The following is a 13162-nucleotide window of genomic DNA, read 5'->3' as shown; positions in this document are numbered from 1 at the left end:
AATGATTAAAACATATGTATTTGTTTCTTACGAACTTGCACCTATAAATGCAGGTGGCTGCGGTGTGTTTATTCATTATGCGATACAAGAATTATTAAAAAACAACAATAATCATATTATCTTATTATTAGATATGCCCAAGCATGAATGTGATCTTTATGAAAATAATTACAAACAAGATCTACCCAACTTTAACAATCTTACAATAGTTTGTCTTTCGCAGTTATTATTGGACGAGTCTGGCTGCGGTGAAGGATATGATAATGTTTTTTTGCAAAAAAGCTATCGTTTTTATAGAGGATTGGTAAAGTTAACTTCACTGTATTTAATTAACTATGTTGAATTTTTTGACTATGTTGGTATTGGTTATTTTTCTGTACGTGCAAAGCGTTTTGAAGGTGAATTTGCTCAAATAATTTTAACTATTAGGGCACATTGCACCATTGATCTCATGGATATGGAACAGATACCTAATGAATTAAATATACATAAACTTGAAATGTATCAAATGGAGAAAAGCTCGATACAAAATGCTGATTTTGTAATGGTGCCTTCTAAGGCATGGAGCAACCTTTATATGGAGCGTTACGGTGTTAGACTAGAAAATTTAATTGTCTCTCCTCCACCCGTAATACCTTGGAATGATATAGAATACAGTGTTAATGAAAAACAACAAGATGTTTTATTTTATGGACGTGTATTTCAATTAAAGGGTGTTGACATCCTTGTAGATGCTGCGGTTATGTTTATGTTGAAGAATGTAAGTAACCAATCTTTATTTTATATAGTTGGTTATGACGGTATGGACTTATCAGGTCAGCCCTATCGTAATCAATTGTTAGCACGAATTCCAGAAGAGCTTAGAAATCGATTTGTATTCACAGGACAATTGAATCATAAGGAACTAGAGAAGGTTATTCAAAACGTCAGATTTGCGGTTTTTCCTAATCGTATTGAGTCTTTTTGTTATAGTATTCATGAGTTATATTCATTGGGCATACCTATCATATCTAATAACATACCAGCGTTTAATGATTACTTTCATCATGAAAAGAATTCTTTGGTCTACAATAATACTTCACTTGATCTTGTTTCGAAAATGGAAACACTGTTTTTAAGTAGTGAGCTAAGAAGTAAACTTAGTTATCCTTATTCTGTTATAAACAATGGCACATTTAATAGAACATATGAATCTATTTTTGAGGAAAATAATGATGATTTGAATGCAGATAAAGTTAATAACTATGATTGGAAATGCTCTATTGTTTTATTAAAAGATGAAGGAAATGATATTAGTAATTATCTTTCACTTTTAAATCATCCTGATGTAGATCAAGAAAAATGTTACATTTTATCATTAGATCCACCAGGAATTCCCGTTTTGTTTCTTGGAGAAATTAGATTCGCCAAACGTTTCGATGGAAGTACTGATCATTTAATGTCGCTCATGCCATATGTTCTAACCTGTTACGAAGGTGATGTTATTGATCCATTATTCATTTCTGTTGCAAAAAGAATTTACTCAAAGTCTTCTGATCTTCGTTTTGTAGGATGCTATTACAGCGGAAATTCTAATATTTCACAGTTTGATTTGTATGAAAATCATAATTATTATCCTTATTCAAGATTGACTAGATCAATTGTAAGTATTGATGATTCATTGGCTAATCTTAGAGATGTCTTTGACAATCGAATGGGCAACTTGGGTGAGATGGAGTTGATAAATAAAAAAGGATATGTTATTCCAAGGGCATACATTGAGATTAGTTCAAAATTCCTTAATATAAATAAGGAGCAATCGGTCTATAAGCTGCACAGATCTACTAAAAACAAGACTTGGAACCCGAATATTCTTTATCCACTTATAAGACAAGCATCGGTTGCTGAAAGTGAGATCAAAGAAATATATATTAAAAATAATTTTAAAAGTTTCTATCATAAGTTAAAAAATAGAACTGATGGTATGGATGGATTAAAAGGAAGAATAGCTGTAAATGTTCTAAGAAAATTTTATGTTGTCGTAAAAAAACTTAGATCTAAAAGATAGCATTCTGGTGTAGGAAGTTGGTATGAAAAATAATGGAAGTTTGGTATGTAGAGTCAGCAAATTCTGAAGATAAAAATATGATGCCGGAAACTTTGGTTGAATGGTTAGATAGTCATGTGACCAAGGTTTTTTGTCATTCATCAGTAACAGATATTGGTGATTGGTTGAAAAGCAAATCAATATATAGATTTTCAGAAGATCAGGTTCCAGTAAATATTCAATTAGGAGAAGGCTTTGCTCGATCATTCTCATTGTCTAATTTAATTATAAAGGTACTAGGTGAGAAAAATACGGATTTAGTTAGGTCCGATCCAATTGTTTTATTTATTCATCAGGACGAGGTACTACCATACTTTATTTTGCAGCACATCTGGACACTAAACAAGCAACTTCATAATGTATTCGTTGTGACTTTACACAATAAGACACTATTAAATCAAATAGAATATCGATTTCCACAATATTGGCATAGGCAAATGGGAAAACAATGTATTTCATATTCACATGCTAATATAGCGTGGGATAAAGTAATATTAGATACATTGAATCAAAATGGATATAAAGAAGTTATTTATGTTAATCCAAATAATTCTGTAATTTTTGATTGGGAAGCAAGATTAATGGAAATCATCAAGGAGAAACAAGCACATTCATCTAGGTTTCCTGTTAGTAGCAGCATGCCTTTAAGGACAATATCTAGTATGGATAACAACGAATGCGAACTTTTAACAGTCATTATTCCATTTTATAACCTTGGATGCTTATTAACTGAGACAATTGAATGTGTTTTAAAGAGTACATATTCAACGATTGAGATTATTATTGTTAACGATGGAAGCAATGACTCAGAAAGTTTAAAGGTATTAAATGATCTTAGAAATTTTAATAGTGTAGTAAAAGTAATCGATATTGAAAATCAGGGTTTAGCAAATGCACGTAACATAGGTGCACAGGCTGCTACTGGTAAATATATAGCGTTTCTTGATGCAGATGACATTATTCATCCTAGTTATTATACTAGATGCATTCAAATTTTAAATTATTATGAAAATATTTCTTTTGTATACTCCTGGGTTAAATTCTTCGGTTTAAAAGATGATGTTTGGGTGACATTTAATACAGAGTTTCCTTACTTATTAATGTCTAATATGCTAAGTGCATTCGCTGTTATTCGAAGAGAAGACTTTTTGAAATATGGGTTGAATAAACTCGAAATGGATAGAGGTATGGAGGATTACGAATCATGGATATCTATGTGTGAAAATGGTTGCGCGGGAGTAAGTATTCCCGAACAGCTTGTATTTTATCGTATCAGAAGTGAGTCGATGTCTAGGAAATTTAACCGTAAAATAGTGAATGAATTGTACTCAAAAATCAGTAGTTTCCATAATGAAAGCTATGAGAAATACGGCAAGGAATTATTCAATCTGAATTATGCAAACGGACCAGGTTATTTGTGGAATAATCCTACAATATCATACCCTCAAGTTGGATACGTCTCTGAAGAAGGGGAAATTACAAGTGCAAACAATCTTAAATATGAACTTATCCGTATGGCAAACTCAAAAAAAGGGAGATTAATAATTAAATGGTTGATTAAATTGAAAGTAAATAAATGGTTTAAATAGCGGAGTTAGGAATGTGATTACATTGTTGAAAAAAATAGCAGTGATTTTATTGTCAATTTCTTTTTCTTATTCATATTCAAAACTATTCATTGAAATGCATAATGAGTCTGTCTTTAAACATATTTTTATCTATTCTTATTTATTCTTGTTTGGTTTAGTAACCATAACTTACTTACTGAAAAAAAACAGGATGAAGCTTGTCTTATTTAATAAGAAAATAAAAATAATAATAGCTATGTCTTGTTTATTAATAAGTTCAATAGTGATATTGAAAATACCAGTTGATATGAATAATGAATATGGTATTACCCATATTACTGTCAATGCAATAGGAGAAATGAATCCAGACTCAAAAGGTTCTGAGGTTTGGCTTACTCAGCTGGAAATTGATGGACAAATTTTCGTTTTAAGTACCCTAGATTTGCAAGGTAATTGGATAGTGAAAGACAAAGCAATAGTATCCCAAGGAACTGGTGAACCTTTGATATTAAAAATATCAGCAAAAAAGAGTATTCATTTAGAATTTGGAACGCATGCTTGGTCTGGTAAGGTTCTAGTTTCGCACAATAATACCGAACAAAAAGTGGATTTATACTCTCCCGAAAGTGGAAAAAAAGAAGTTCTAATACAGCCAATTGGTAAAAAAATCAATATGTTATCTCGTATTTTAATTATTTCTACATTTACTATAGTACTATCATTAATAATATTATTTCTTTCACTAATAATAAATAAGCGATTGAAAAGATACATAAACAAATTTAGGGGTTGAAAAAAATGAGAGTAGCTGTCACTGGTGGCTGTGGTTTTATTGGATCTCATTTGGTAGATTCATTAATTGAGAATGGACATGAAGTACTTGTAATCGATAATCTATCTACTGGAATTTTGGAGAATTTAAATCGTGATGCACTGTTTGTACATACAGATATAACTTCCGAACTGTCTAAAGAAGCACTGAATAACTTTCAACCAGAAGTAGTTTATCATCATGCTGCTCAAGTTAGTGTAATGCAGTCAATGAATGATCCATTGGCGGATGCCAATTGTAATATTATAAACACTCTCACTCTTCTTGAACACTGTAAAAAAGCAAATGTAAAAAAAATAGTATATGCCTCATCTGCAGCAGTTTATGGAAATCCACAATATCTGCCTATAAACGAAGAGCATATACAACTTCCGATTTCATATTATGGTATTTCAAAATATACACCGGAGCATTATATTCGAGTTTTTTGTGCTAATAATAAAATGAAATTCACTATACTTAGATATGCAAATGTTTATGGTGATCGTCAGGACGGTAAAGGTGAAGGAGGAGTTGTTTCTGTCTTCTTAGAGGCTTTAAATTCTGGTTGTGGTATAACTATTCATGGGACGGGGAAGCAGTCGAGAGATTTTATATTTGTAAAGGATATAGTTAGTGCAAATCTCACTGTTTTGAATCAAGGACATGACCAAATTTTCAATGTAAGTACGGGGCAACCTACCAGTATTAATGAATTATTTGAGATTATCACAAAATATTTAAATATAAATATAAGTCCAGAGTACATATCTGGTCGTGAAGGTGATATCGATCATAGCTATCTTGATAATACAATGATTACAAGTGCGACAACATGGAGATCATTATTTACTCTTGAGCAAGGTATAAATTACATAATTAATAAATCAAATGCTACAAGAAAAGTAGCGAAATAGAGAGGTAATAAATGAAGAAAATTCAAACTATTATTACAGGTATTATAATAGCATGTATTATGAACTTTTTTCTTTTCAATTTGTTTTATGTGGACTTGAAGGGGAAAACGGAGTATAGCATATTTATTTATTTTCTGATTTCTTTGTTACTAATGACAATTGGATTTTACATGTTTAGATATACAATTTCTAGATTAAAAGTAATGGATAAAAAAAGTGTAATAATTTTGATTTTAGCCAGCTTGTTATTTAGCACACTTCTCATTATTTCCGTGCCAATAAAACATTTGTCTTTAGCGCAGAATACATCTTTAGAAATAAAAGTGCTTGGTGAGAAAAATGCTTCTTCTTCTGGTAATGAGGTGTGGGTCAATGGACTTTATATTGATGATAACAAAGTGGATTGGAACAATGTAGCTTTTAGTGAAGGGTGGATATTAAAAGACAATATAGTACCTTTTTCTTATCAAAATGGTGAAACAATAAAATGGGAAGGAAAAATTAAAAAAAATATAAAAATTGAATTTGTTAATCATGCTTGGTCAGGGAAAGTGGAAGTATTTACTAATGGAAAATCTGAAATTGTTGATTTATATAATAGCGAAGGAATTACCAATAAATTTCAATACGATGTTAATCCTTCATATATTTTTATTATGTTTAGTTATTTAATTGATATTATTGCCTTATCACAAATGTTTTTTGTGCTTTTTTTGATATTAGAACGATATTCGATTATTTCAAAAGTGGAATATGTTAATAGAAAAAGAATCCTCTTTTATGTTATTCCTATTCTAACTGTTTATTCAATATATTTCATTTCGTTTTATCCTGCAAATATGAGTCCAGACTCTATGGATCAATGGGCACAAACTCATGGAGGTGTGTTTAACAACTGGCATCCTACTTATCATACGTTATTGCTATGGATATTTTATAGTATATGGTCGTCACCAGCGATTGTGTCTATATTCCAGATATTATTTATGTCATTAACATTTGGATACATATTATATTACCTAGAGAAGTTGGGATTAGATAGACGTCTGTGCTTGCTATTAATGATTATAATTGCTTTTAATCCTGTAAATGGAATGATGTCTATTACTTTATGGAAAGATATTCCTTTTGCGGTTATGTCTCTAATTCTTGTTGTTATGTTATTTAAAGTATATAAAAGTAACTATGCATGGTTTTATGTAAAAAGGAATTTAATATTCTTTGTTTTTGTTCTAATTAATGTAGGTTTGTTAAGGCATAACGGAATTGTCACAGTAATTGGTGTATCTATTGTTCTATTAGCTTTATATTTGAAACAATTCAAAAAAAATATTCTGATTATCTCTATCGTATTTATTAGTATTATTTTGGTCAAAGGACCAATCTTTCAGTTATTAAATGTAGTACCAGCACCTCCGCACTTTACCTTAGCTTTTCAACTACATCAAGTTGGAACCATGCTTCATAAAAATGTTCAATTAGATTCTAATGCCAAAAAGTATTTCGAGGAAATTTTACCAATTGAAAAATGGAAAGGAGAGGATAATGTCTATGTCTATTCGAAATACTCTGCGAATTATCTATTATTTCATCCAAGTATGAATCCGCAAAATATAATAGATGATAAAATATTATTTATAAAAAATTGGATGATGCTTGTAATAAGTAACCCGTCTATTGCATTTGATGATTGGAGATCTATAACATCCCTTGTATGGAGAATAAGTCAGCCACCAGACGGTTACCTTTATACTGTCCCAAGAGAAATTATAACTAATGATTTTGGATTAATTCAAACGAATGTTATTCCTGATTTTAAAAATAGTATTTTGAAAATTGTAAATGCTACTGAAAAGCATAATATTAACTGGTTATTTTGGAGACCTGCAATGTTTCTATTTATAATCTTATTGTTTGGATTTGTATTCATGAATAGGAACAAAGATCTGAAAGCGATTATAGTGATTTCACCTGTATTATTTGAGGCTGCTGGCTTATTAATATCAACACCAGCGCAGGATGCAAGATATTTTTATTCTGTTACTTTAATAGCACCTATTATAATTGGCTTATCTTTTATTAAGATTAGAAAATGCAAAAATGATGAAATACTAAGATAATTGAGGGAATTAATAATGACATATGTATTGCTTATTCTTGCGTTGATATTTAACTTATTAGCTCAATCATTTTTAAAGCAGGCAGTATTACAAATAAAAGTAGATGCTTTAAGTATTCAATTTTTCACTAAGATAATTGCTTCTCCACAGATCTGGGGTGGAGCAATTTTTTATGGTATTAGTTTTTTATTTTATATTATGGCACTATCTAGAGGGGAACTTAGTAGGATCTCTCCAGTATCTCAAGCTCTCACAACTGTAGGGGTTGTGCTGATATCTGTCATTTTATTTAATGAACCTCTAACGGCAATGAAGATTTTAGGGTTGCTTCTACTTATAGCTGGTACAATAATTCTTTTTTTATAAACAAGAGGGGTTCTTATGAAAAGTATTAAATATGATTATGTTATAATCGGTGCTGGTATTTATGGATTATACGCTGCAAAATATTTAGGTGAGAAAGGACTTCATGTTGCATTAATTGAGATGGATTCTGAACCCTTACAAAGGGCAAGTTATATTAATCAAGCTAGAGTTCATAATGGGTATCACTACCCAAGAAGTGTCTCGACAGCATCTAAATCAGCACATTATTATCAACGATTTAATAGAGAGTTTAGTTTTGGTATTCACAGTCAATTTAAAAAAATATATGCAATATCTAAGTATGATTCATTAACTAATGCGGAACAATTTTTAAAGTTTTGTATGCATGTTGGAATTCCAGCAGATGAGATTAACGCTGCGAAGTACTTTAATGAAGGTATAGTTGAAGCTGCATTCGAAACGGTTGAATACACTTATGATGCTAAAAAAATTAAAGAAAGATTTTTTGAAATATTAAAGACCTACAATAATGTCGATATGTATTTCAATACTCAAGTGAAAAATGTTGATAGTGACAACAATAATTACTATATTGTTATAAATGATGAATTAACAGTATTAACTCCGAAAGTTTTAAATGCAACTTATGCAAGCATAAATCAGATTTTAGATGTGTTTAATTTAGCTGCATTCAAAACAAAATATGAGTTGTGTGAGGTTATCTTAACAAAAGCGAACAAAGAACTTAATAATATAGGAATAACAGTAATGGATGGTCCGTTTTTCTCAATAATGCCTTTCGGTTTTTCAGGATATCATTCTCTTACATCGGTTAGTTATACACCACATGAAACTGCAAGTGGGCAGTTTCCAAAGTTTTCTTGTCAAAATCATAGAGTAGATTGTTCTGAGTTCTCTTTACAAAACTGTAATTCTTGTTTTATGAGTCCTGATACTGCATGGATGAGAATGAAACAACAAGCTCAAAAATATTTAAGTTCAAGGTTACAGTTTAATTATGAAAAATCATTGTTCTCGGTCAAAACAATATTGAACTCTGCTGAGCTTGATGACTCAAGACCAACAGTAATAAAAACATCATCAAACAAGCCATCTTTTATTTCTGTTTTGTCTGGTAAGTTTAACACAATTTATGATTTGGAGGATGTCTTGCTGTGAAAGAACAGGTATTTGTGTCTGTAGTGTTATATGTTCATAATGAACAAGATTTAATTAAAAAAGCATTGCTTAATATTGATAAGACCATGAGTAAGACATTCTACAACTATGAAATAATTGTAATTAATGACGCGAGCAACGATTTAACATTGCAAGAGATTAGGTCTGCTTCGGAAAATATAGAGTCCACTCTCATTGTACTAAATCTTGCACGTAAACATGGTATCGAGAAGGCAATGATGGCAGGTTTAATAAAATCTATGGGAGACTTTGTTTATGAATTAGAAGGCTCAAGTATAGATTTCAATTTTGAAAAAATTGTTGAAATGTATCAAACTGCATTAAAAGGATCAGACATTGTTGTGCTAACACCTTCCTTAAATCCATCCTGGACATCAAAGATGTTTTATAAATTAATAAATAAAATTTCTTATTTGAATCTTGACCTTACCACAGAAACTGCACGTCTGGTCTCAAGAAGAGCACTAAATGCTATGCTAAATTTAAAAGAAAAAGTGCGATATAGAAAGGCGTTATATTCATATACTGGATATTCCAAGAAAAGTATTCTTTATGCACCGAATAATAATGTTGCTGCTCAAGTTAAAAAGTTTAATAGTGAAAATATAGGTACAGCATTTGATATTATTGTCTCTTTTTCGAATTTAGGTCTTAAGTTTGCTCATTATTTATCTATAATCTTCTTTGTATTTAGTATGTTTATGGGGGGCTATGCCTTGTATAACTACATATTCAACGCGTATGTAGTACAAGGATGGACTACATTAATGATTTTAATAAGTGCAGGGTTTACAGGGCTGTTTTTTATTGTTGGGATGCTAGGAGAATACATATCAAGAATTCTGATAGAGATACAAGATCGGCCAGCGTATACGACTAACTCAACAGAAGTAATTAAATCGAAAATAAGAAACGTGGATTTTATTAACAGTGAACTTGAGGTAGCAGTATCTAAACAGGAGGGGTAAATATGAAAACAGCACTTATTGGATTTACAGGTTTTGTAGGCACAACTCTTTTATCACAAACAACATTTGATGATTGTTATAATTCTAAGAATATCGACGAGATTAGAGGGAAGAATTATGATCTTATTGTTTGTGCAGGTGCTCCGGCTGTAAAGTGGAAGGCAAATCAGCAGCCAGAAGAAGATCTTGCTAATCTTAAAGGGTTAATGTCACATTTGAATACAATAACAGCCAATAAGTTTGTATTAATATCTACAGTAGATGTATATCAAAGACCACTTTCAGTTGATGAAGATACAAAGATATTTGAAGAAACGTTGGAGCCATATGGTAAACATCGTTTTGTCTTAGAGAATTTTGTACAAGACAAGTTTGAAGGAAGTAGTATTATTCGTTTACCAGGGCTTTTTGGGAATGGGCTTAAGAAAAATTTTATTTATGATTTGATTCATGATAATTGTCTGCATTTGACTCATTATAAAAGTGTGTTTCAATTCTATGATATGTCACGATTGTGGAAAGATTTGAGTATTGTTATAAGTAATGATCGTCCAATCATCAATTTTGCAACAGAACCGGTGTCAGCGGAAGAGATCGCTCAAAATTGTTTTAAAAGTGTATACACAAATGATAACGGTAAAGCACCTGTTAATTATGATATGCGAAGTAAGTATGCAGGTTTATTTGGACAATCAGGACCATATTTAAGTACTAAGGAAGAGGTTTTTTTACAAATAGAACAATTTGTTGCAAATGAAAGGGGAATAGAATGAAACTAGCGATATCCAATATAGCTTGGGACTCTCATGAAAACGATAAAATGATTCCATTACTTAAGAAGTTTGGAGTTAAAGGTATTGAAATTGCTCCAACAAAGCATTGGGATGAACCGGCAACAGCGAAAGAAACTGAAATAGCAAATTATAAAGAATTTTGGGTAAATCAAGGATTTACTCCCATTGCAATGCAATCTTTATTGTTTAACAAAAATCAGTTGTCCATTTTTGGTGATGTAAAGAAAGAGACAATGAATTATTTAGTATCTATTTTAACTCTAGCAAGTAAGTTAGGAATAAAAGCTGTAGTGTTTGGATCTCCAAAGAATCGTCTTATTGGCGGTTCTGATCGTGAAGAAAGATATGGAGAAGCTATCGATTTTTTTAGATTATTGGGAGAACGGGCGACTCAGCTAGGCGTACATCTTTGTATTGAACCTAATCCTGTAAAATACGGTTGCGATTTTATAACAACAACTTTAGAAGGATTAGATTTTGTTAAAAATGTAAAAAGTGATGGAGTGAAGCTTCATTTAGATACAGGTACAATGTTGTTAAATGAGGAAAAACCAGAACTATTAATTCCAGAGTGTCTTCCCTATTCGGGACACTTTCACATCAGTGATCCTTTTCTTAATATACCAGGGAGTTATAATCAAGGACATGAAGCCATTGCAGAAGTCCTACATGATTACAACTATCAGGGATGGGTGTCTATTGAAATGAAAAACGGTATTCTTAGAGACAATAGCGAGGCTTTATTACAAGCATTGGAATATGTAAATAGACACTATACTCAAATATGAGGGTGAGGATTTGTAAGTAATGGCGAATCGGTCAGATTGGATAGTTCCTAAACACGATGTGAAAGAATTTTCAAATAGAAAAAACTCATATTGTGTATGTATCCCTGTCATTAACGAAGGAGAAAAGATTCAGAAACAACTAACTAAAATAAAATCTTTTACGAATATAATAGATGTTATTATTTTAGACGGAGGAAGTACAGATGGTTCTTTAGAAGATGACTTCCTGATAAGTAACGGAATTAGATCAATCCTAACGAAGAGAGATAAAGGGAAATTAAGTGCTCAATTAAGAATGGGATTTGCATATGCTTTGGAACAAGGCTACGATGGGATTATTACTGTAGATGGCAATAACAAAGATAGTATTGATTCAATACCGTTGTTTATCGAACAATTAAAAAAAGGCTATGACTTTATTCAAGGTTCAAGGTATGTTCCTGGAGGGAGTGAGGTAAACACTCCACTTAGTAGAAAACTAGCGATAAAATTAATTCACGCTCCTTATCTATCACTTATTTCAGGGTTTAAATATACAGATACAACAAATGGATTTAGAGGACATTCAAGGAAGCTTCTTTTAGATCAAAGAGTCAAACCTTTTAGAGAAATCTTTGAAACTTATGAACTTCTAGCTTTTTTATCATACATATCTCCTAAAATTGGAATGAAAGTCATTGAAATACCAGTTAGCAGAGTATATCCGAAAGGTAAAATCCCAACAAAAATTAGTCCAATAAAAGGGAATATGTTATTGTTACGGACCCTAGGTAATCTCTTGTTAAGAAAATACGATGTTGAACAATAGAATAGGGAGGGGAATAATTGAAAGGAATCATTCTAGCAGGTGGAACTGGTTCACGCCTATTTCCCTTGACGAAAGTAACAAACAAGCACTTACTTCCAGTTGGACGTTACCCTATGATCTTCCACGCAATAGCTAAGTTAAAAGAAGCAGCTATTGAAGACATACTTATAGTAACAGGGAAAGAACATATGGGTGATGTTGTGAACCTTTTAGGAAGTGGTAAAGAGTTTGGGCTTTCTTTTACTTATAAGGTTCAGGATGAAGCAGGTGGGATAGCACAGGCGTTAGGTATGGCAGAACGATTCGTCAACAACGATCGAATGGTTGTCATTTTAGGTGATAATGTCTTTAGTAATTCAATCGTATCATTTGTTGAAGGGTTTGAAGAACAACAGTCTGGAGCAAAAATTCTCATACAAGAGGTGCCAGATCCACAGCGGTATGGTGTGCCGGAGCTTGCAGGAGAAAAGATTGTATCGATTGAGGAGAAACCCAAGAACCCTAAAAGTAATTATGCTGTAACCGGAATATATATGTACGATAGTCGTGTATTTGATATTATTCGTTCCTTAAAGCCGTCGAACCGGGGAGAATTAGAGATTACTGATGTTAACAATGCCTATATCACTTCCAATGAGCTGTCATATGATGTATTAAGTAACTGGTGGACGGACGCAGGGACTCATGTATCATATAGCAAGGCGAATGAACTTTCAAAGGACCTCATTTACGGTGACGAATTTGGAAGATTCAAATTGTAATAGGCGGTGATTGA

General features: G+C 31.8%; 12 protein-coding genes. All 12 read left to right on the top strand.

What is annotated here, in order from left to right; translation table 11 throughout:
• Position 1: 1 nt before the first annotated feature.
• The 12 genes from AC1DOV_RS21130 to AC1DOV_RS21075 are packed head-to-tail and all read left to right on the top strand — an operon-like array spanning position 2 to position 13148.
• The gene (locus AC1DOV_RS21130; protein ID WP_477550997.1) at positions 2-2047 is read left to right on the top strand and encodes a glycosyltransferase family 4 protein; all 2046 of its coding nucleotides are present in this window, start codon (positions 2-4) and stop codon (positions 2045-2047) included.
• Positions 2048-2079: 32 nt separating this feature from the next.
• Entirely contained in the window at positions 2080-3675 is a 1596-nt protein-coding gene (locus AC1DOV_RS21125) for a glycosyltransferase family 2 protein (RefSeq protein ID WP_477550996.1), read from the top strand.
• Positions 3676-3688: 13 nt separating this feature from the next.
• The gene (locus tag AC1DOV_RS21120; protein WP_477550995.1) at positions 3689-4447 is read left to right on the top strand and encodes a hypothetical protein; all 759 of its coding nucleotides are present in this window, start codon (positions 3689-3691) and stop codon (positions 4445-4447) included.
• A gap of 5 nt (positions 4448-4452) precedes the next feature.
• Positions 4453-5382, top strand: a complete 930-nt coding sequence (locus AC1DOV_RS21115; RefSeq protein WP_441876342.1) for an NAD-dependent epimerase/dehydratase family protein — start codon at positions 4453-4455, stop codon at positions 5380-5382.
• An 11-nt stretch (positions 5383-5393) separates the two neighbouring features.
• On the top strand, positions 5394-7502 hold the full coding sequence (locus AC1DOV_RS21110) for a hypothetical protein (RefSeq protein ID WP_477550994.1): 2109 nt from the start codon (positions 5394-5396) through the stop codon (positions 7500-7502).
• 15 nt (positions 7503-7517) lie between these two features.
• Entirely contained in the window at positions 7518-7868 is a 351-nt protein-coding gene (locus tag AC1DOV_RS21105) for an SMR family transporter (RefSeq protein ID WP_477550993.1), read from the top strand.
• Between the two features lie 15 nt (positions 7869-7883).
• Positions 7884-9008 carry an FAD-dependent oxidoreductase gene (locus AC1DOV_RS21100; protein WP_477550992.1) on the top strand — a complete coding sequence of 375 codons (1125 nt, stop codon included), beginning with the start codon at positions 7884-7886 and terminating at the stop codon, positions 9006-9008.
• Complete coding sequence (locus AC1DOV_RS21095) at positions 9005-9997, top strand: glycosyltransferase (RefSeq protein WP_477550991.1); 993 nt, start codon at positions 9005-9007, stop codon at positions 9995-9997. The genes AC1DOV_RS21100 and AC1DOV_RS21095 overlap by 4 nt, the downstream gene beginning before the upstream one ends.
• 2 nt (positions 9998-9999) lie before the next feature.
• Positions 10000-10770 (top strand): Rossmann-fold NAD(P)-binding domain-containing protein, encoded by a 771-nt coding sequence (locus tag AC1DOV_RS21090; protein WP_477550990.1) that lies wholly within the window; start codon positions 10000-10002, stop codon positions 10768-10770.
• Positions 10767-11579, top strand: a complete 813-nt coding sequence (locus AC1DOV_RS21085) for a sugar phosphate isomerase/epimerase family protein (protein WP_441876363.1) — start codon at positions 10767-10769, stop codon at positions 11577-11579. Before AC1DOV_RS21090 ends, AC1DOV_RS21085 begins: the two co-directional genes overlap by 4 nt.
• Positions 11580-11598: 19 nt before the next feature.
• Complete coding sequence (locus AC1DOV_RS21080) at positions 11599-12387, top strand: glycosyltransferase family 2 protein (protein ID WP_477550989.1); 789 nt, start codon at positions 11599-11601, stop codon at positions 12385-12387.
• A gap of 17 nt (positions 12388-12404) precedes the next feature.
• Positions 12405-13148, top strand: a complete 744-nt coding sequence (locus tag AC1DOV_RS21075) for a sugar phosphate nucleotidyltransferase (RefSeq protein WP_477550988.1) — start codon at positions 12405-12407, stop codon at positions 13146-13148.
• Positions 13149-13162 lie beyond the last annotated feature (14 nt).

The sequence above is a fragment of the Paenibacillus sp. 01T47 genome (genome assembly GCF_056398245.1).
Note: the sequence above shows the minus strand (reverse complement) of the source record. Positions and strands in the feature narration are given on the sequence as shown.

What these genes read in the sequence shown, in the direction of transcription:
- AC1DOV_RS21130 (WP_477550997.1), top strand. Translation starts at nt 2, where the DNA reads ATGATTAAAACATATGTATTTGTTTCTTACGAACTTGCACCTATAAAT.
- AC1DOV_RS21125 (WP_477550996.1), top strand. Translation starts at nt 2,080, where the DNA reads ATGGAAGTTTGGTATGTAGAGTCAGCAAATTCTGAAGATAAAAATATG.
- AC1DOV_RS21115 (WP_441876342.1), top strand. Translation starts at nt 4,453, where the DNA reads ATGAGAGTAGCTGTCACTGGTGGCTGTGGTTTTATTGGATCTCATTTG.
- AC1DOV_RS21110 (WP_477550994.1), top strand. Translation starts at nt 5,394, where the DNA reads ATGAAGAAAATTCAAACTATTATTACAGGTATTATAATAGCATGTATT.
- AC1DOV_RS21105 (WP_477550993.1), top strand. Translation starts at nt 7,518, where the DNA reads ATGACATATGTATTGCTTATTCTTGCGTTGATATTTAACTTATTAGCT.
- AC1DOV_RS21100 (WP_477550992.1), top strand. Translation starts at nt 7,884, where the DNA reads ATGAAAAGTATTAAATATGATTATGTTATAATCGGTGCTGGTATTTAT.
- AC1DOV_RS21090 (WP_477550990.1), top strand. Translation starts at nt 10,000, where the DNA reads ATGAAAACAGCACTTATTGGATTTACAGGTTTTGTAGGCACAACTCTT.
- AC1DOV_RS21085 (WP_441876363.1), top strand. Translation starts at nt 10,767, where the DNA reads ATGAAACTAGCGATATCCAATATAGCTTGGGACTCTCATGAAAACGAT.
- AC1DOV_RS21080 (WP_477550989.1), top strand. Translation starts at nt 11,599, where the DNA reads ATGGCGAATCGGTCAGATTGGATAGTTCCTAAACACGATGTGAAAGAA.